The 18,636-nt window shown below is 38.9% G+C and carries 17 protein-coding genes; 8 read left to right on the forward strand and 9 right to left on the reverse strand.

Features of this window, described 5'->3' with window-relative positions; genetic code table 11:
• Positions 1-100: 100 nt before the first annotated feature.
• From ACNR9Q_RS15640 to glgB, 4 genes are all read right to left on the reverse strand, one after another.
• Entirely contained in the window at positions 101-1,417 is a 1,317-nt protein-coding gene (locus tag ACNR9Q_RS15640) for an MFS transporter (RefSeq protein WP_419212161.1), read from the reverse strand.
• A gap of 59 nt (positions 1,418-1,476) precedes the next feature.
• Positions 1,477-2,286 carry a M48 family metallopeptidase gene (locus ACNR9Q_RS15645; protein WP_419212162.1) on the reverse strand — a complete coding sequence of 270 codons (810 nt, stop codon included), beginning with the start codon at positions 2,284-2,286 and terminating at the stop codon, positions 1,477-1,479.
• Between the two features lie 37 nt (positions 2,287-2,323).
• Entirely contained in the window at positions 2,324-4,726 is a 2,403-nt protein-coding gene (locus ACNR9Q_RS15650; protein ID WP_419212163.1) for a glycoside hydrolase family 31 protein, read from the reverse strand.
• An 88-nt stretch (positions 4,727-4,814) separates the two neighbouring features.
• Positions 4,815-6,710 carry a 1,4-alpha-glucan branching protein GlgB gene (gene glgB, locus ACNR9Q_RS15655; RefSeq protein WP_419212164.1) on the reverse strand — a complete coding sequence of 632 codons (1,896 nt, stop codon included), beginning with the start codon at positions 6,708-6,710 and terminating at the stop codon, positions 4,815-4,817.
• A 175-nt stretch (positions 6,711-6,885) separates the two neighbouring features.
• Here glgB and ACNR9Q_RS15660 point away from each other — a divergent pair, with 175 nt between their 5' ends.
• From ACNR9Q_RS15660 to ACNR9Q_RS15675, 4 genes are all read left to right on the forward strand, one after another.
• Positions 6,886-7,410 carry a hypothetical protein gene (locus tag ACNR9Q_RS15660; RefSeq protein ID WP_419212165.1) on the forward strand — a complete coding sequence of 175 codons (525 nt, stop codon included), beginning with the start codon at positions 6,886-6,888 and terminating at the stop codon, positions 7,408-7,410.
• A gap of 143 nt (positions 7,411-7,553) precedes the next feature.
• A complete protein-coding gene (gene msrB, locus ACNR9Q_RS15665; RefSeq protein WP_419212166.1) occupies positions 7,554-8,048 on the forward strand; it encodes a peptide-methionine (R)-S-oxide reductase MsrB in 495 nt (164 codons plus the stop codon).
• Positions 8,049-8,739: 691 nt separating this feature from the next.
• Positions 8,740-10,131: a dihydrolipoyl dehydrogenase gene (lpdA, locus tag ACNR9Q_RS15670; RefSeq protein ID WP_419212167.1), complete on the forward strand. Its 1,392-nt coding sequence runs from the start codon at positions 8,740-8,742 to the stop codon at positions 10,129-10,131.
• A gap of 21 nt (positions 10,132-10,152) precedes the next feature.
• Entirely contained in the window at positions 10,153-10,446 is a 294-nt protein-coding gene (locus tag ACNR9Q_RS15675; RefSeq protein ID WP_419212168.1) for a DUF3817 domain-containing protein, read from the forward strand.
• Here ACNR9Q_RS15675 and ACNR9Q_RS15680 read toward each other — a convergent pair.
• From ACNR9Q_RS15680 to ACNR9Q_RS15690, 3 genes are all read right to left on the reverse strand, one after another.
• Positions 10,443-11,600 (reverse strand): PQQ-dependent sugar dehydrogenase, encoded by a 1,158-nt coding sequence (locus tag ACNR9Q_RS15680; protein ID WP_419212169.1) that lies wholly within the window; start codon positions 11,598-11,600, stop codon positions 10,443-10,445. The genes ACNR9Q_RS15675 and ACNR9Q_RS15680 overlap by 4 nt on opposite strands.
• A 73-nt stretch (positions 11,601-11,673) precedes the next feature.
• On the reverse strand, positions 11,674-12,090 hold the full coding sequence (gene aroQ / locus ACNR9Q_RS15685) for a type II 3-dehydroquinate dehydratase (RefSeq protein ID WP_419212170.1): 417 nt from the start codon (positions 12,088-12,090) through the stop codon (positions 11,674-11,676).
• A 79-nt stretch (positions 12,091-12,169) separates the two neighbouring features.
• Positions 12,170-12,688, reverse strand: a complete 519-nt coding sequence (locus ACNR9Q_RS15690) for an outer membrane beta-barrel protein (protein ID WP_419212171.1) — start codon at positions 12,686-12,688, stop codon at positions 12,170-12,172.
• A gap of 132 nt (positions 12,689-12,820) precedes the next feature.
• On the opposite strand from ACNR9Q_RS15690, the gene xerD reads away from it, so the two are divergent.
• Entirely contained in the window at positions 12,821-13,717 is an 897-nt protein-coding gene (gene xerD / locus ACNR9Q_RS15695) for a site-specific tyrosine recombinase XerD (RefSeq protein ID WP_419212172.1), read from the forward strand.
• Between the two features lie 16 nt (positions 13,718-13,733).
• On the opposite strand, the gene ACNR9Q_RS15700 is transcribed toward xerD, so the two are convergent.
• A complete protein-coding gene (locus tag ACNR9Q_RS15700; RefSeq protein WP_419212173.1) occupies positions 13,734-15,026 on the reverse strand; it encodes an NAD(P)/FAD-dependent oxidoreductase in 1,293 nt (430 codons plus the stop codon).
• Between the two features lie 99 nt (positions 15,027-15,125).
• Here ACNR9Q_RS15700 and ACNR9Q_RS15705 point away from each other — a divergent pair, with 99 nt between their 5' ends.
• The 3 genes from ACNR9Q_RS15705 (at position 15,126) to ACNR9Q_RS15715 (ending at position 17,831) form a co-directional block, all read left to right on the forward strand.
• Entirely contained in the window at positions 15,126-16,553 is a 1,428-nt protein-coding gene (locus tag ACNR9Q_RS15705) for an amidohydrolase (RefSeq protein WP_419212174.1), read from the forward strand.
• A 128-nt stretch (positions 16,554-16,681) separates the two neighbouring features.
• A complete protein-coding gene (locus ACNR9Q_RS15710; protein ID WP_419212175.1) occupies positions 16,682-17,176 on the forward strand; it encodes an RNA polymerase sigma factor in 495 nt (164 codons plus the stop codon).
• Between the two features lie 4 nt (positions 17,177-17,180).
• Positions 17,181-17,831 (forward strand): hypothetical protein, encoded by a 651-nt coding sequence (locus ACNR9Q_RS15715; protein ID WP_419212176.1) that lies wholly within the window; start codon positions 17,181-17,183, stop codon positions 17,829-17,831.
• On the opposite strand, the gene ACNR9Q_RS15720 is transcribed toward ACNR9Q_RS15715, so the two are convergent.
• Complete coding sequence (locus tag ACNR9Q_RS15720; RefSeq protein WP_419212177.1) at positions 17,828-18,634, reverse strand: lysophospholipid acyltransferase family protein; 807 nt, start codon at positions 18,632-18,634, stop codon at positions 17,828-17,830. The genes ACNR9Q_RS15715 and ACNR9Q_RS15720 overlap by 4 nt on opposite strands.
• Between the last annotated feature and the right edge of the window lie 2 nt (positions 18,635-18,636).

The raw sequence follows: 18,636 nt of genomic DNA on the forward strand, positions 1-18,636 counted from the left end.
TCGTTCAGTTCATTCAAATAAACGATTAAGTATTACAAATCAATGATTAAAATCTCTCTTCCCATAAAACAAATACAAAAAAATGACAAGGGCATCCCATTTATTTCTTTACACGTAACAACAAAAACATCCCTATTAAAAAGAAGAGCCCTAAAAAGATGATAGAACTTCGCATACCTCCTGTTGCCTGAGCTATGAAGCCATATAGAAATGTTCCGATGATGATACCAATTTTCTCTGCTACATCATAAAAGCTAAAGAAAGAGGCCGTATCATTGGTTTCTGGCAAGAATTTGGAATAGGTGGACCGGGATAATGCTTGAATACCACCCATTACTAGACCTACACATCCGGCGGCAATATAAAAATCGGTAGGTGTTTTTAGAAAATAGGCATAAACACATATACCAACCCAAAGTGCATTGACCACGATCAAGGTTCTGATATTACCGAAATTTTTGGAGGCCCTAGCCGTAGCTGTAGCACCGAATATGGCCACTAGTTGTATTACCAAAATACTTATGATCAATCCGGTCGTTCTTTCGGAATCCGTTCCCCAAGCTATTTCTTCTTCCCCAAAATAGGTTGCAATCAACATCACCGTTTGAACTGCCATGCTGTACACAAAAAAGGCCACCAAATAACGTTTTAATTTAATCTGGTCTCCAAGTTGTCGCCATACCAATCGTAGTTCCTTAAAGCCATTGAATAAAATATTTTTTCGTTTTCCTTCCTTTTTGTGCCCCTTGGGTAAATAATAGAAACTGTATTGCGCAAAAAGTACCCACCAAATGCCTACAGTCACGAAAGAATATTTCATAGCCTTTATTTCCGCCGTCCCACTTTCGTCAGTAATAATTCCAAATACCTCGGGTTTCATTACCATGGCTAAATTAAAGATCAAGAGGATAACACTACCTACATAGCCCAAAGAAAAACCCTTGGCACTTATGGCATCCTGTTGTTCTGAGAAAGCAATATCGGGCAAATAGGAATTGTTAATCGCAAAACTTACCCAAAAACCAACCAACCCTAAGAAATAGCAAAGCAATCCTATATAAATATTTTCTAAAGAAAACCAATATAACCCAATACAGGAAAGTCCACCTAGATAACAAAAAAACTGCATAAATATCTTCTTGTTCCCCAAATAATCGGCAATACCTGATATTAAAGGTGTAATTATGGCTATGCAAACGAAAGCTAGGGACGTAGTGTAACTGATCAAAGGTGCCCGTGAAATCTCACCCCCAAAAATGGTCACTTTTTCAATGCCAGCAACTCTGAACAACGCACCATAAAAAATGGGGAAAACGGCAGAGGAAATAACTAGACTATACACAGAATTAGCCCAATCATAAAACGCCCAGGCATTCAATAATTTTTTACTTCCTTTTAAAACCAATGTTCTTGACATATCATTAAAATAAAGCCGCCCTTTCGGAGCGGCTTCAATATACTTTAAAGGTTCAATTCTTAGTTGAATTTAGTGACTCCAAATTTTGCAGCTTCCTCTTCGGCCAATGGAGCCCATGCCGTTAAGTTGTTAATTCGCGTATCGTTAGAAGGGTGTGTGCTCATAAACTCTGGAGGCGAATCTCCTCCACTCTGTGCCTTCATACGTTTCCATAGTTCGGCCGCCTCGTAGGGGTTGTATCCTGCAATAGCCATTATCTGTAACCCGATGCGGTCGGCCTCCGTTTCATGACCCCTACTAAAAGGCAACATCACCCCTACTTGTGAACCGATTCCATACGCTTGATTGAATAAATTTCTTTTATTGGGATCGCTAATGGCGACATTTCCCGCTACTGCTCCTAATTGCTGAAGAGTACCGGCACTCATGCGTTGCGCACCATGATCGGCCAAAGCATGTGCGACCTCATGCCCCATAACTACAGCAACTCCTGTTTCTCCTTGACAAATAGGCAAGATACCCGTATAAAAAACTATTTTCCCACCGGGCATGCACCAAGCGTTCACGGTTTTATCATCGACCAAATGATACTCCCATTTATAATCCTTTAAATACCCTGGATACCCATTTGCAGACAGCCATCGCTCGGCCGCTGCCGATATACGTTGTCCAACTTTTGTTATCATTTGGGCATCTGCGGTTCCTTTTACAACTTTGTTCTCGGACAGAAACTGGTCATACTGTGCAAATGCCGATGGGAATATTTGGCTATTGGGATAAAAGTTTAAGGTTTTTTGACCTGTGAAAGGATTTACCTTACAGGCAGTTACCCCAATGAATACCGCTACTACTATTATTATTTTTTTCATATTCATATTTTAAGAAATACCTTTACAAAATACGAAGTTATGACTTTTCGGTTATATGTAATAGTGTAAAGTTTTTGTCTATTCGCAAAACATTTTCACTGTTCAATGCAATGTTTTTCAATGAAATTTCTTCATTATCTAACATGATTTTATCCATTTTAAAAGGAAGGCCATGAAAATTGAGTTTAATTGTTTCGTATTCTGTTTCAAAACTACCGTCTTTGAACAACTGTATCGTGAGTGACTTTTCTTTGCCCGTCAATTTAAAATTACAAAGAGAATACCTCCCTTTGTTATAATCGTACCCATTGGTGGCATCTTCATAAACTTCTGAGACTTCTACCCCTTCTTTGTAATATACTTCTAACAACAACTCTTCTATTTTCTTTTCACCTACATATTGCTGCACTGGATATTTTGGAATAATAGCACCTTCCTTTATAAAAATCGGCAACTTGTCCAATCCCGCAGCGACCCATTTCTCGGCACCTCCCATTACAGGTTCGTGGGTCCAAAAATCATACCATCGTCCTCTAGGAATATACATTCTACGTCCGTGAGCATTCGGTTCCTGTATCGGACACACTAAGATTTTTTCTCCAAAAATGAATTCGTCTGTTCTAAAATGTGTTTGAGAATCGTCTTGGTCAAATAACACCAACGATTGTATCATTGGCTTATTATCTTTGGTATATTTATAGAACATGGTATACAAATAGGGTAGCAGTTGATAACGCAATTCTATGAACTTTCTAACGATATCGGTTATTTCAGCACCAAACGACCATGGCTCTTGATCACCGTGATCACCACTGGAATGTACCCTACAAAATGGATGAAAAATTCCTAATTGAATCCATCGTGCAAATAGTTCTCCATCTGGCTGTTCTGCGAATCCGCCAATATCGGAACCTACAAATGAATAACCACTTAAGCACATGCGTTGCATCTGCACATTGGCTATCCATAGATGTTCCCAAGTGGCTACATTATCACCCGTCCACGTAGATGCATAGCGCTGAGTTCCTGCGAAAGCAGCCCTAGTGATAACGAAAGGACGTTTTGGATATACATATTTCTTAACCCCCTCATACGTAGCCCTTACCATTTGCATTCCGTATACATTATGTGCTTTTCTATGCGTGCAAGGGTGACCGTCATAATCATGCCTGGTATCTAACGGTGCTGTTTTGGTAGGGACTTCCATCACCGCAGGTTCATTCATATCGTTCCATACGGCGTGTACACCAAGTTCTGCCATAAACTCCTTGTACAATTCTGCCCACCATTCACGCACTTCGGGGTTTGTGAAATCTGGGAAATGACAATCACCGGGCCAAACCTTTCCGTGCATTAGCGGTCCATCGCCGCGTTGGCAGAAATAGCCATTTTCCAAAGCTTCAGTATAGACCCAATAATCTCGGTCAATCTTAATTCCTGGGTCGATCATGATTACGGTCTTAAAACCATCTTCTTCCAGTTCTGCTATCATTCTTTTGGGATCCGGAAAGTGCTTCTTATCCCAAGTGAAACATCGAAAGCCATCCATGTAATCTATATCAAGATAGATGGCGTCACACGGAATTCGAAGATTTCTAAATTCACTGGCTATTTCCTTAACGTTGCTTTCAGGATAATAACTCCATTTGGATTGATGAAAACCTAGGGCCCATAAAGGTGGTAATTCTGGGGTACCGGTTAGATTTGAATACGAACTTACCACTCGCTCCATTTCTGGTCCATAAATGAAATAATAGTTCATTTCCCCTCCTTCTGCCCAAAAACTTGTGGTGTTTCTTCGTTCAAAAGAAAAATCGAATTGTGACTTAAAGCTATTGTCAAAGAAAATTCCATAAGCCTTACCTTTATTCAGCCCAATATAAAAGGGAATGGCCTTATACAAAGGATCTTGTTCTTTGCCATAGGCAAATTGATCGGTCACCCAATTTTCTACCTTCTTGCCTTTAAGGTTACTATGCATGGCCTTATCACCCATACCGTAGAAACTTTCTCCCGTTTGGGTAATCTTGCTCATTTTTACAGTGTTACCACCGTATTGATAATTTTCTTCCCAATGAAAACCGAGTTCATCTTCATTGATTATTGTACCGTCCAAGTCGGATATTTGAATTCGTGTTGTTTTCTTATCCACTAAAATCTTTAACCTCGCCGTAGTAATGACGTATTCCGTATCGTTTTCCTCCACTTCCAATTTGCTATATCCCATAGTGCCTTCTGGGTCTATGGCATAAGAAAAATCGGGTTCAAAGTTGTAATTGGTCGCATACCTAAAACGTATAACACTGCCCCTAAGAATAGTTATTTGTAGAACAACCCCATTTTCAGTAGTGAAATATAACTTATCTGTATCCTGCTTGAACTCGACGATGTGATTTGGATATAGATTGCCTTTATATTCAAGGTCTGTATTCGTAATCATGAAATTGCTATTTTAAGGAATATAAAAACATTAAAAGCACGAATTATAAAATGAACAAAAAACCTTCTATTGAACGTGTAAGTACCAATTATTTTAATATTACGATTCCCAAGGGAGGGATGGTGATTTCAATTGATTTTTTATGCCCATGTGAGGATTGGGTCGACGTTTTGATCGAACTATTTAAATTTCCGCCACCACCATACTTTTTATCATCGCTGTTCAAAATTTCTTTGATCTTCCCCTTTTTCGGAATGCCAATTCTATAATTCTCTCGGGGAACAGGGGTGAAATTACAGGCGATTATTAAATCATTTTCTGGATTGTGGCCTTTACGCACATAAGTGAGAATTGAATTTTCATGATCGCTATAATCTATCCATTGAAACCCTTCGGGACTAAATTGTTTTTCATATAAAGCGGGCGAATTTTTATACAAGTGGTTCAAATCTTTCACAAAGTCTTGAATGCCTGCATGGCCATCATATTGCAATAAATGCCAATCTAAACTTTGTTCAAAATTCCATTCGGATGTTTGTCCGAATTCACCTCCCATAAACGTTAACTTTGTACCGGGATGTGTAAACATATAACCAAAAAGTAATCTCAAATTGGCAAACCGCTGCCATTCATCACCTGGCATTCTGTATACTAGCGATTGCTTTCCGTATACGACTTCATCATGTGAAAAAGGCAACATAAAATGTTCTGTAAACGCATAGGTCAAACTAAATGTAAGATCATTCTGATGATGTCTTCTATAGATCGATTCTTTTTTAAAGTATTTCAAGGTATCATGCATCCACCCCATCATCCATTTCATTCCAAAGCCCAATCCTCCATATTCCACTGCCCTTGTAACCCCTGAAAATGCGGTAGATTCTTCTGCAATGGTCTGTACACCATCATAATTTGAGTATACCGCCTCATTCAATTCACGAATAAAAGAAATGGCCTCTAAATTTTCGTTATTACCGTATATATTAGGTTCCCACTCTCCTTCTTCCCTAGAATAGTCCAAGTATAGCATAGAGGCTACGGCATCGACCCGCAAACCATCTACGTGAAATTCGTCTAACCAAAATAGGGCATTACTAATCAGAAAGGCTCGTACTTCATTTCTACCATAGTTGAATATAAGGCTTTTCCAATCGGTATGATATCCTTTTTTTCTATCTGGATGTTCATATAAGTGTGAACCATCAAAAAAGCCAAGTCCATGCGCATCTTCGGGAAAATGGGATGGCACCCAATCCAAAATAACACCTATATCATTCTGGTGGAAAGTATCGACCAATAATTTAAATTCTTCAGGTGAGCCAAATCTAGAAGTCGGTGCAAAATACCCAGTTAATTGATACCCCCATGATGGATCGTAGGGATATTCCATGATTGGCATGAATTCTACATGGGTATATCCCATTTCTTTTACATAGGAAACCAAATCATTTGCAAATTCTTTATAGGTCAAAAACTTGTTCTCGGCATTTTTTTTCCACGAGCCCAAATGCACTTCGTATACGGAATAAGGCTTGTCCAAACCGTTCTTATCTTTTCTGTAACCCATCCACGCCTTGTCATTCCACCTATGGTCGGCGGTCCAAACGATTGAGGCGGTTTTAGGAGGTTGCTCACAATACCGCGCAAAGGGGTCTGCTTTTTCGGTCCAAATATCATTATTGTTGGACTGTATCTTATATTTATAAATCTCTCCTTTACCTACGTTCGGAATAAAACCTTCCCATATTCCGCTAGAATCCCATCGCACATTAAGTTTATGTTCATCTACATTCCAACCATTAAAATTTCCGACCACCGAAACTGATTTTGCCGTAGGGGCCCAAACTGCAAAGTAAGTGCCTTCTACGCCATCAACTTCCACTATATGTGATCCCAGTTTCTCATAAAGCCGGTAATGCTTACCACTTTTAAATAGACTAATATCAAAATCTGAAAATAATGAGTGAACTGTTACGTTGGACATAGTGTAGTTTAATTTTTAGCAAATCTAGTCATCTTTGAAAGACAGGCCCTAATGTTTGTTCTATTGTTAAAAATAGAGCAGTTAATATCCGATTTATATATTGAACTACCAAAAATGGAACGCTTTTTGAAATAACAACAAAATATAAATACATAAACGCTTTAATATTGACCCTATGAAAAAACTGAACTTACTTTTAGGAGCGCTAGTCGCCGTATTTTTTATCTCATGTGAAGGACCGGAGGGACCTCCCGGCCCCCCAGGTTTTGATGGAGCAGATGGTGATTTGATAATAGGTGAAACGTATGAAATTGACAATGTAGATTTTTCTGTTAATAATAACTCATTTAGATATCAATTCCCTCAAAATTTGGTTAATGGAGATGCAGTATTGGTATATCGCTTGGAAAAAATTGAAGATGGTTTGGATGTTTGGGAACCTTTACCCACCGCCACGATTTTCTTCGATGACGGTGGATTTCTACAATATAGATTTAATTACACTACTGGAGATGTGGACATCATTATCGAAAGTGATGACCTATCTTTGATTGGAGATGATTATCTCATAAATCAAGTTTTCAGAGTTATAGTGATGCCGTCTGATTTGATTTCTTCAATGGACACATCAAATTTCAATGCAGTCATAAAAGAGCTTGGCCTTAAACAAGAAAATATTGAGATTCTCCAATTAAAATAAAAAATAATCAATATTTTTTCATGAAGCCGTTAATAAAAAAATTAACGGCTTTTATTTTCACAAACCTTAACCCATAAATTTCCGTAAATAAAATATCTTGAAAGGAACAATTGAAACTAACGTCTAAGACAAAAAATCACAGAATGAAACTAAAAATTGGAATCGCATTATTGGTACTTTTTGCAAGTTGCAAAGGTAGGTCTCAAGAAAAAGATATAGCTACAAAAACCAAGGCCTCGGAAACTAAGGAATTCCCCGTTCAGAAAACCAAGGAAGAATGGAAAAAAGAATTGACCGATGCCCAATATTATGTTTTGCGCGAAGCTGCTACTGAAAATCCATTCTCTAGTGATTTATTGGAGAATAAAAAGAAGGGAACCTATGTTTGTGCAGCTTGTGGCACGCCCTTATTTAAAAGTGAAACAAAATTCGATTCTGGCACAGGGTGGCCAAGTTTCTATCAAGAAATCGATGGCAACGTCGGATATGAAATAGATAAGACCTATGGAGTGCGAACAGAGGAACATTGTGCTACCTGTGGCGGACATTTAGGACACGTTTTTGAAGATGGCCCAGCCCCTACCGGATTACGCCATTGCATCAATGGTGTTGCCTTAAAATTTGTTGCAGAGAATTAGTTTAGACAGAGATTCCATCGAGTTTAGTGCGCCACTAAAATTGCTATGATGAGTTAAGCAGATTCGTGGCTGTGGTCGCAAAAACTTTTATTAGTAAGCATCCACTGCTGAATTAGCAGGATTTTCACTGCTGCGTATCGTCAAAAATTTCATTTTACCAGCAGTACAAATATTACTACCAGAACACACTCACTTGTGGTTTCTCTCAATGTTGGTTATGGGTAAAAATACTCCAAAAAAATCTGAGATTAAATTTGTTCAAACCGCTCATTAACGGAATCTTGGCTCCTACTAAAGTTCTTATTTATACAATTGGGATGGATATTTTAACAACCTCTCAGTTTCTAATGCTAAAACGAAGAATTAAATTTCTCCTTTCTTTACTAATCTACACTAAGAAAACTCATGCATATTTTTCTTTGACCTACGAAGAATACAGAATATTGAAGAATTATCTAGCGAACATTCATGTTTCAATCAAAGAACTTCACTAAAAAATAATAGCTCAAAGAAATGCTACCGTCTTGAAAAATCAAGTTGGTAAAGCGCCCAAACTTCAAAAGTGGTTGAAGGTGAAATGAAGTTAAGCATCTACATTTTTACAAACACAAAAATGGGGTTGGCTTATGATTAACTTATATCTGTTTAGTACATTTGCAATTCCAATTAAAGAACTTAAAAACCATAGATAATGAGCAATTTTGATATAATCGTTTTAGGTAGTGGTCCCGGAGGATATGTAACTGCTATTAGAGCCTCTCAGTTAGGCTTTAAGACCGCAATTATAGAAAAGGAAAGTCTTGGGGGTGTCTGCTTAAATTGGGGTTGTATCCCTACCAAGGCGTTATTAAAATCTGCACAGGTATTCGAATATCTGCAGCATGCTGAGGATTATGGGCTTAAAGCCGATGGAGTTGACAAAGATTTTGATGCCGTAGTAAAAAGAAGTCGCGGTGTAGCTGACGGAATGAGCAAAGGCGTTCAATTCTTGATGAAGAAAAATAAAATAGAGGTCATAAAAGGTTACGGTACATTAAAGTCCGGAAAGAAAATTTCGGTCAAGGCGGAAGATGGTTCAGAGACCGAATATAGTGCCCAACATATTATCATTGCCACTGGTGCACGAAGCCGTGAGTTGCCTAGCTTGCCCCAAGACGGCAAAAAAATCATCGGGTATAGGGAAGCCATGACATTGGATGAGCAACCCAAGAAAATGATCGTTGTGGGTAGTGGAGCTATAGGTATCGAATTCGCTTATTTCTACAATGCTATGGGTACTGAAGTAACCGTGGTAGAATATTTACCGAATATCGTGCCTGTTGAAGATGAGGATGTTTCCAAACAATTGGAAAGAAGTTTTAAGAAAGCAGGTGTTAAAATAATGACCTCAGCAGAGGTTACTTCTGTAGATACTTCTGGAGATGGGGTAAAAGCCACCGTAAAAACAGCCAAAGGAGAAGAAATTTTAGAAGCCGACATCGTATTATCGGCAGTCGGGATCAAAACAAATATTGAAAACATAGGTTTAGAGGACGTTGGTATTGCTACCGATCGCGACAAAATTTTGGTAAATGATTATTATCAAACCAATATCCCAGGGTATTATGCGATTGGTGATGTGACTCCGGGTCAAGCCTTGGCGCACGTGGCTTCCGCAGAAGGGATTCTTTGTGTGGAAAAAATTGCCGGAATGCATGTAGAACCATTGGATTATGGAAACATTCCCGGTTGTACTTATTGCTCCCCTGAAATTGCTTCTGTAGGATTGACAGAGAAACAAGCACGCGAAAAAGGGTTCGATATAAAAGTTGGAAAATTCCCGTTCTCGGCAAGTGGTAAGGCAAAAGCATCTGGAGCTTCTGACGGCTTTGTAAAAGTGATTTTCGATGCCAAGTATGGCGAATGGTTGGGCTGCCATATGATCGGAGCCGGTGTTACCGATATGATCGCCGAAGCTGTTTTAGGCCGCAAGCTAGAAACCACAGGGCATGAAGTGCTTAAAGCCGTTCACCCTCACCCAACGATGAGTGAGGCCGTCATGGAAGCCGTAGCAGCTGCTTATGATGAGGTAATACATTTATAAAATTCAAAAAAATATATTAGCATGTTAAAATTATTTCGAGCAACGGCAATTTTAGAAGGAATCTCCTATTTGGCGTTGTTCGGAGTAACCATGCCGTTAAAATATTGGGCCGAGATTCCCGGTCCTAATAAGCTCGTGGGTTATGCCCACGGAGTCCTATTTATTCTCTATGTTTTATTGGCCCTATTTTTCTGGTTCCAGAAGAAATGGTCTTTCAAACTTGGTAGTATTGTACTTATCGCCTCTTTACTACCTTTTGCCACGTTCTACATTGAAGAAAAATATTTAAAAACAGAGACCCGACCCATTCGCTAGTTGCCCAAAGTCAAACGATTTACTTTTCCATCAAAACTACAGACGTATAATTCATTGTCCGCATCTGTTCCAAATGAGGAAATCGCCAAACCGGTCTCCAACAATAACTGATTATTTCCTTGCGGGTTCAAGGCCCATATTCTGCCCGATACAAAATCCCCATAAATATAATACCCGTTCAACTCTGGTAAAGCAGTTCCTCGGTAGACATAACCCCCGGTGATCGACTTGTCATTCGCATCATGATTATATTCGAAAATTGGAGGTACAGTACCTTCCTTATCACAATTAGAGGCTGTATAACACGAAGTTCCTTCAAGAATATTCCAACCATAATTACCTCCTTTTTCAATAAGGTCAATTTCCTCTAGCTCTCCTTGACCTACATCACCGGCCCAAATTGTATTGGTCTTAAAGTCAAAACTGAATCGCCATGGATTCCTTAATCCGTAAGCAAATATTTCAGGCCTTGCCGCCGTATCGTCAACAAAGGGATTATCTGACGGAATTCCATAATTAAGTCCATTTTCCGCATTATCCACATCGATCCTTAAAATTTTACCCAGAAGACTTCCTAGATTTTGAGCATTCCCATTAGGGTCTCCGGCACCTCCTCCATCTCCTGATGCTATGTATAAATATCCATCAGGGCCAAAAGCTAACTGACCTCCATTATGGTTCGTTTCAGGTTGGGAAATTTCCAATAAAACCAGTTCACTTGATGCGTCTATACGATTTGCATCGGTATCAGATACTTTAAACCTTGAAATCACCGATAAATTCTCACTTGGTGTATAGGTTACATACATAAATCCGTTACTCTTATAATCCGGATGAAAAGCAAAACCCAAAAGTCCCAATTCACTTGTGCTTACGGTCTTACTAGAAATATCTAAAAAATCACTGTACGCTTCTGCAGAGGTAGTGTTCTCAAAAACTTTTATAAGACCACCTTGTTCCGCGACAAAAACCCGGTCGGTACCATCAGCTGGACTCTGAAAATCTAACGGTTTTGAAAAAGTTAGATTCGGAAAAGCATTGGAAAGTACAATTGAGTTTTCAGGAATCGGAGTGAGGGTTAGGTCGTTGTCGTCAGAACAAGAAAAATTTAGCAACACAAATGTTCCTAAAAAAATAAGACATACTTTTTTCATAGTAATTAGGCTTTTTACTATGTACGAAGAATTACACCTCGGTAGATGTTAAAGAATTTTAAAGACGTATAAATTAGTTTTTTAAACTTTCAATGGCCAAGTCATAACTTTTAAGACCAAAACCTAGAATAACCCCTATAGCTACCGGCGAAATATAAGAAACGTGCCTAAATTCTTCGCGTTTGTGCGTATTGGATATGTGCACTTCAACCACCGGAGTCTCTACGGCCTTTATCGCATCAGCTATACCGACCGATGTATGGGTGTACGCAGCTGCATTCAATACGATACCATCATAAGTGAAACCGGTTTCCTGAATCTTGGAAATCAACTCTCCTTCAATATTGGATTGAAAATACTCCAACTCAATTTCCTTGAACTTAAATTGAAGCTTTGAAAAATAATCTTCAAACGTATCGGAACCATAAACTTCGGGCTCCCTTTTACCCAATAGATTTAAATTTGGGCCATTGATAATGATAATCTTCATGCTTCAAAAGTAACAAATGTTGACGTAACTTTTTAGAGGTATTGTAAGGAAGTGAAATTTTTCGGAACCAAAGATAGAACTACCGACGGGTTCTGTATTTTGGCTCAAAATTATAGACGATGCCCAAAGTAAGCGTTGACCAGGTCGCATTGTCCAATTCAATACCTGTATAAGAAAAATTGACCTCAACACTTGAGCTCATCAAATACGCAATCATAGGCCTATAATATAACCCCCCATCATTCCCCTCATTAACACCTAACGCCCAACCTGCATTACCGCCGAATGAAAAATCATTGGAAGTCCAAAAACGAAATCCTGCTGATAGCGGAATAAATTCTACGGACACCAAATCATCTTTTACTATATTGGATTGAAATGTTTCTGCAAACCCATGAAGAAACCCAACAGAAGGACCAACATCCACTACTTCTCCCAAAGGATACATATAGGATACATCAGCACCGACCACAACACTAAGTGCCTCGTTAAAATCATTAAAAGGCAAGCCGGCCTGGACTCCTAATTTGAACCCCTCTTGCGCATTTATGTTTACGCAAATGACTGAAAATAAAATAACAAGTATACTTTTATTCATGATTTACTAGTTAATCAATCTAAAACGCAGTGCACGTACTATTAGTATAAAATAGTGATTAGCTTTTACCCATAAGGCGGGTCAGCTAATGATAGTAACCACAAATCTTTGAAGCATTGTATCTTTGTCACCATGAATTGGAAGCAGGCACTTAATGATTACAAACACTATCTTAAATTAGAAAGGGGGCTGTCAAAGAACTCTATTCAAAGCTATACCTTGGATATCGAAAAACTAATCGCTTTTTTACAATCACATACAATAACCGATGGTCCACTGCAAATTGACAAAGGCACAGTGCAACAGTTCATCTATGAAATTGCCAAAGCGGTAAATCCAAGATCGCAGGCTCGAATTATATCGGGACTGAAGAGCTTCTTTAACTATTTGATATTCGAAGATTATAGAAAGGATAATCCTTTAGATTTAATCGAATCTCCCAAAATAGGCCGTAAACTGCCCGACACCCTTTCTGAAAAAGAAATAGACCGGTTGATCGGAGCTATCGATTTGAGTTCCCCCGAAGGTGAACGTAACCGAGCCATGTTAGAAACTTTATATGGCTGTGGATTACGTGTTTCAGAGCTTATCGGTTTAAAAATATCCGACCTTTATTTTGAGGAAGACTTTGTTAAAGTAACAGGGAAAGGCGATAAACAACGTTTTGTGCCCATTAGTTCCGTTAACAAAAAATATATTGACATCTATCGCAATACGGTTAGGGTTCATCTAAAAATTCAAGAAGGTTTTCAGGATATTCTATTTTTAAACCGAAGAGGAAAACAATTGACCAGGGCCATGATTTTCACTATTGTAAAAAATCTTGCAGATGAAATAGGATTGCAAAAGAGTATTAGCCCGCATACGTTTAGACATTCATTTGCAACACACTTATTGGAAAATGGCGCCGATTTAAGGGCCATTCAACAAATGCTGGGCCATGAAAGTATTACAACTACAGAAATCTATATGCATGTAGATAGAAGCCATTTGGCCGAGGTCATGAACCGCTACCATCCGAGAAAATAAAGAGATTCGACCGAGTCTAATCCTTAAACTGGCTATAATCTCTTTTATAAGGTCTTATAATCAAGCGCGCCTCTCTATCAAACTTCACATAGTTGTATACCCAATTGATGAATACTACCATTCTATTTCTAAAGCCGATCAAAAAGAATAGGTGGACGAACATCCATACAAACCAGGCAAAGACCCCTTGAAATCTATACCTTCCTATATCGCAGACCGCCTTGTTTCTACCTACAGTGGCCATACTTCCCTTGTCCTTATATTGAAAAGGCTCCATAGGCCTATTCTCAATCAAGTTGATAAGATTGTCACCCAAAAGCCTTCCTTGTTGAATAGCTGGTTGGGCTACCATAGGATGACCTCGCGGATTGTCTTCACTGAACATACAAGCAATATCACCTATAGCGAAAATATCAGGAAAGTCAATGACCTGATTGAACTCGTTCACTTTAATTCTATTACCCCTTACGATTAATTCCTCTGAATCCAAACCTTTAATATTCGCCCCCATTACACCCGCCGCCCAGACCACGGCCGCAGATTCAAAAACCAAATCTGTTTTGGTCGTAACTGTTTTTCCGTTATAACCGGTTACGCGAACGCCTTTCCAAACCTGCACTCCTAATTCCTCCAAGAAATCTTCTGCTTTTTTAGAGGCCCTGTCACTAAAACCATCCAACAATCTGTCACCGCTTTGAATGAGATTGATCTGCGCCCTGCGGGTATCAAGATCAGGATAATCTTTGGGCAATATTCCTTTTTTTATTTCTGCCAAAGCTCCAGCAAGCTCTACTCCCGTTGGTCCACCCCCTACAATGACAAAGTTCATTAAAGCATCGCGTTCATGGTAATCGTCGGTCAAAAGTGCTTGTTCAAAGTTTTCCAAAATCAAACTCCTAAGATTTAGTGATTGAGGAATCGACTTCATCGCCATAGCATTTTTCTCGATTTCGGTATTTCCGAAGAAATTGGTTTCAGCGCCAGTGGCAACCACTAAATAATCATAGGTCAATTCCCCTATATTCGTATAAATGATTTTTTTATTTGGGTCGACCTCGTTCACCGCGGCCAATCGAAAGTAAAAATTTTCATACCCTATCAATACTTTGCGCAACGGATATGCAATAGAATCGGGCTCCAAACCACCTGTAGAAACTTGATAAAGTAGAGGTTGAAAGGTGTGATAATTGTTCTTATCAAGAAGTACGACCTGTACTTCTTTTTCACGTAATTTTTTAGCAAGAGAGATTCCGCCGAAACCACCACCTATAATAACGATTCTAGGATAGCTGGAAAGAGGTATGTTCATAGTTAAGAGCTTAAGGGTAAAATTAAACAAATGGGATTCTACTTTAAAACAATATTGTGTTTTTAGTATCTTTAGCTCCTAACTCAAACCAAAATGAAAATGAAAAAACCCCTAATTCTACTGGTGGCATTAAGTACTTCGGTCTTTTCGCTACAAGCGCAAAAAAGTGAAAAGGAAATTATTAAAAATCTAGACCAAAAAAGTGAGGTCTATGGAAACATAGCCCAAAATATATGGGAGTTTGCGGAAATGGGCTATCAAGAAAACGAAAGTTCAGGTCTTTTGCAAAAAACATTACAAGATGCGGGTTTTAGTATCAAGAAAGGTGTAGCCGGTATCCCTACCGCTTTTATTGCCGAATACGGCAGTGGAAGCCCCGTAATAGCTATAATGGGTGAATTTGATGCCCTACCAGGACTATCACAAAAAGCAGTTCCAGAAAAGGAATCTGCAGGAATGGCAGCTGGTCATGCCTGTGGTCATCATCTTTTCGGAACTGCATCTGCCGCCGCTGCTATTGCTACTAAAGATTGGCTGGCCGCGAACAAAGAGCAAGGAACCATACGATTTTATGGAACTCCTGCCGAAGAAGGTGGATCGGGTAAAGTCTATATGGTACGTGAAGGCCTTTTTAACGATGTTGACATTGCCCTTCACTGGCATCCAGGTGCTCAAAATGCGGCAAGTGCAGGTGCCGCTTTAGCGAATAAATCGGCAAAGTTCAGATTTCATGGAGTTTCTGCCCATGCAGCCGGGTCACCTGAAAAAGGTCGTTCTGCTTTAGATGCTGTTGAAGCCATGGACATCATGGTGAATATGATGCGCGAGCATATACCACAAGAAGCAAGAATACATTATGTTATAACCAATGGCGGCAAAGCTCCTAATGTAGTTCCCGATTTTGCAGAAGTTTATTATTACGTACGTCACAATAACCGTGATGTAGTTATCGATATTTTTGACCGTTTGGTAAAAGCTGCAGAAGGTGGGGCATTAGGGACAGGTACGACTATGGATTATGAAATGATCGGCGGTACACACGAATTGCTACCAAACCTTACCCTTCAAAAATTGATGCATGATAATTTATCTGACGTTGGGGGTATCGAATATACAGCTGAAGAAAAAGAATTCGCAGATAAAATCGCAAAGACTTTAGGGATGGAAAAAGCGGATCTAGATGTGGCCAAAAATGTACAACCCTACAAAACTGAGGCTAGAGCATACGGCTCAACCGATGTAGGCGATGTAAGTTTTACAGTACCAACCGTTGGTCTAGGAACCGCAACATGGGTTCCGGGAACACCGGCGCATAGCTGGCAGGCGGTTGCCGCAGGCGGAACGTCTATTGGTAAAAAAGGAATGATGGTTGCCGCCAAAACACTTACAATGACAGCCATCGATCTATTCAAGGATAAAAAATTGGTAGCCGCCGCAAAAGAAGAGTTCTTGGAAAAAAGAGGACCGGATTTTAAATACATCCCTCTTTTAGGGGATAGAGCTCCCGCATTGGATTACAGGAACTAAATTTCAATTGATCATTATAAAAAAGTGCCAAGTTTTCCTTGAGCACTTTTTTTATTCATAGTACTTCGAACTTTTTGTAACAAATAAAACTTTCATAAGACTAACTACGTAAGAACAACCAACCACTAGTGAATAAGGATCTGGAACACAAATTTGTGACCGAGCTGCAGGACAACCAAAATATTGTCCACAAGGTGTGTACCCTCTACACAAACGACCGCGACTCTCACAACGATCTGTTTCAGGAAATCACTATTCAACTATGGAAAGCATATCCCAAATTTAGGGGTGAGGCAAAATTTAGTACGTGGATGTATCGGGTAGCCTTGAACACTGCGATTACCCTGTACCGAAAAAATAAAAAAAGAATCGATACCGCTGATTATGAATCGGTGATTTTTAAAATAAAGGCCGATGAATATGATGAAACCGAAGAAGTACAACTTAAATTGATGTACAAGGCCGTAAAGCAATTGGGCGATGTAGATAAAGCATTGGTGTTTTTATATTTAGAAGACAAAAATTATACTGAAATAGCAGATACCTTGGGGATTTCAGAAGTGAACGCACGTGTGAAAATGAACCGTATCAAAACAAAATTAAAAACCATTTTGAATCCATAAGAATATGACGGATGAATTGGAGTTACTAAAAAAAGATTGGCAGAGGAAGGAATTCGATGTTCCTAAACTTAGCTATGAAGATATCCATAAAATGATTTGGAAACGATCATCTTCCATTGTCAAATGGATACTGATTATCAGTATTTTGGAATTTACATTACCTCACTTACTGTACCTTTTACCTTCGATGCAAGAAGGCATGGAAATCTATGAGCGAATAGGGGTGTCAAAATATCTTTTCTATATGTCATTGTTTACTTATGGCGTAGCCTTTTACTTTATTTTTCAGTTCTATCAGAGGTTTAAGGAAATTTCGGTATTGGATAATTCAAAATACTTAATGAAGAAAATTATCCGTACTAGAAAAACTGTCAAACACTATGTAATATTCTCTCTTTCCATGATCATGCTGACGATAATCATAATGATTGTCGGAGTTTATTTGAACGACAATATTGCCGAGGCTTTTCCAGAATTGCAAGAAGGCATAGAAAAAATATCTTCCGAAAAACTTAAAATCACCATAATGCTCTCCATCGGTATTTTTGGAATTTTACTAACCCTTTTTATGGGTGGCGTATACTTTCTCTTATATGGTCTTTTATTAAGAAAACTCAAGAAAAACTATAATGAATTAAGGCAACTAGAAATCTAGGAAGGTTTCCATTTGCGTTGCTTATTCTCCTCCTCATAGGCCAAAAGGTCTTGCTTTGATATTACTTTTAAGAAGGAAGGATGCTGTTCAATGGCATATTCAAGTTTTTCAATAATCGAATCGGTAGATTCATTATCATAATCAAACTCTAAAGGCTCCTTGATAACCATAGACTGTAAAATTCCCTTTTTCTTAATGCGAAGCCCCTTTTTATCGAAAGAACGCCTAAAGCCATCTATCACAACAGGAACCACTACAGGTCTGTATTTTTTAATGATATGTGCGGTTCCTTTGCGTAAAGGTTTCCAAGGGGTGGTGGTGCCTTGTGGAAAGGTTATCACCCATCCATCGTTCAAAGCTTTGCCAATGTTAGAAATATCACTCATTTTAACCTGTCGATTTACTTCCTGACCTTGTGCCCGCCATGTACGCTCAACACTAACGGATCCTGCATAGGCCATGATTTTGGTAAGAAGGCTTTTCTTCATGGTTTCGGCAGCTGCGACATAGTACATATTTAATTTGGGTTGCCAAATGTAACCCAGGTTTTTTATGGAATCTTCCCTACCGCTTAAACTTGCATTGAATACATGGAACATAGCAACCACATCCGCAAAATAGGTTTGATGGTTACTCACAAACAACACATTTTTATCGGGCAACGCCCTAATAATTTCAGAACCATCAATTTCTAATGTATTGAAACGCTTATAGCGTTGATGTGAAAATACGGCCAAAATACGGATCAGCCATTTTTTCAAAAATAGATTATGCCCAAAAGGGTTCTTCTTAAATAATCCCATAA

Origin of the sequence: Maribacter sp. X9 (assembly GCF_048537565.1) — a bacterium.
Lineage (GTDB): Bacteria > Bacteroidota > Bacteroidia > Flavobacteriales > Flavobacteriaceae > Maribacter.

Excerpts from the sequence above, each read along its gene's own strand:
- ACNR9Q_RS15705 (WP_419212174.1), top strand. The coding sequence starts at position 15,126 with ATGAAAAAACCCCTAATTCTACTGGTGGCATTAAGTACTTCGGTCTTT.
- ACNR9Q_RS15720 (WP_419212177.1), bottom strand. The coding sequence starts at position 18,634 with ATGGGATTATTTAAGAAGAACCCTTTTGGGCATAATCTATTTTTGAAA.
- ACNR9Q_RS15715 (WP_419212176.1), top strand. The coding sequence starts at position 17,181 with ATGACGGATGAATTGGAGTTACTAAAAAAAGATTGGCAGAGGAAGGAA.
- ACNR9Q_RS15675 (WP_419212168.1), top strand. The coding sequence starts at position 10,153 with ATGTTAAAATTATTTCGAGCAACGGCAATTTTAGAAGGAATCTCCTAT.
- aroQ (WP_419212170.1), bottom strand. The coding sequence starts at position 12,090 with ATGAAGATTATCATTATCAATGGCCCAAATTTAAATCTATTGGGTAAA.
- ACNR9Q_RS15640 (WP_419212161.1), bottom strand. The coding sequence starts at position 1,417 with ATGTCAAGAACATTGGTTTTAAAAGGAAGTAAAAAATTATTGAATGCC.
- ACNR9Q_RS15645 (WP_419212162.1), bottom strand. The coding sequence starts at position 2,286 with ATGAAAAAAATAATAATAGTAGTAGCGGTATTCATTGGGGTAACTGCC.
- lpdA (WP_419212167.1), top strand. The coding sequence starts at position 8,740 with ATGAGCAATTTTGATATAATCGTTTTAGGTAGTGGTCCCGGAGGATAT.
- xerD (WP_419212172.1), top strand. The coding sequence starts at position 12,821 with ATGAATTGGAAGCAGGCACTTAATGATTACAAACACTATCTTAAATTA.
- ACNR9Q_RS15690 (WP_419212171.1), bottom strand. The coding sequence starts at position 12,688 with ATGAATAAAAGTATACTTGTTATTTTATTTTCAGTCATTTGCGTAAAC.
- glgB (WP_419212164.1), bottom strand. The coding sequence starts at position 6,710 with ATGTCCAACGTAACAGTTCACTCATTATTTTCAGATTTTGATATTAGT.
- ACNR9Q_RS15680 (WP_419212169.1), bottom strand. The coding sequence starts at position 11,600 with ATGAAAAAAGTATGTCTTATTTTTTTAGGAACATTTGTGTTGCTAAAT.
- ACNR9Q_RS15700 (WP_419212173.1), bottom strand. The coding sequence starts at position 15,026 with ATGAACATACCTCTTTCCAGCTATCCTAGAATCGTTATTATAGGTGGT.
- msrB (WP_419212166.1), top strand. The coding sequence starts at position 7,554 with ATGAAACTAAAAATTGGAATCGCATTATTGGTACTTTTTGCAAGTTGC.
- ACNR9Q_RS15660 (WP_419212165.1), top strand. The coding sequence starts at position 6,886 with ATGAAAAAACTGAACTTACTTTTAGGAGCGCTAGTCGCCGTATTTTTT.
- ACNR9Q_RS15650 (WP_419212163.1), bottom strand. The coding sequence starts at position 4,726 with ATGATTACGAATACAGACCTTGAATATAAAGGCAATCTATATCCAAAT.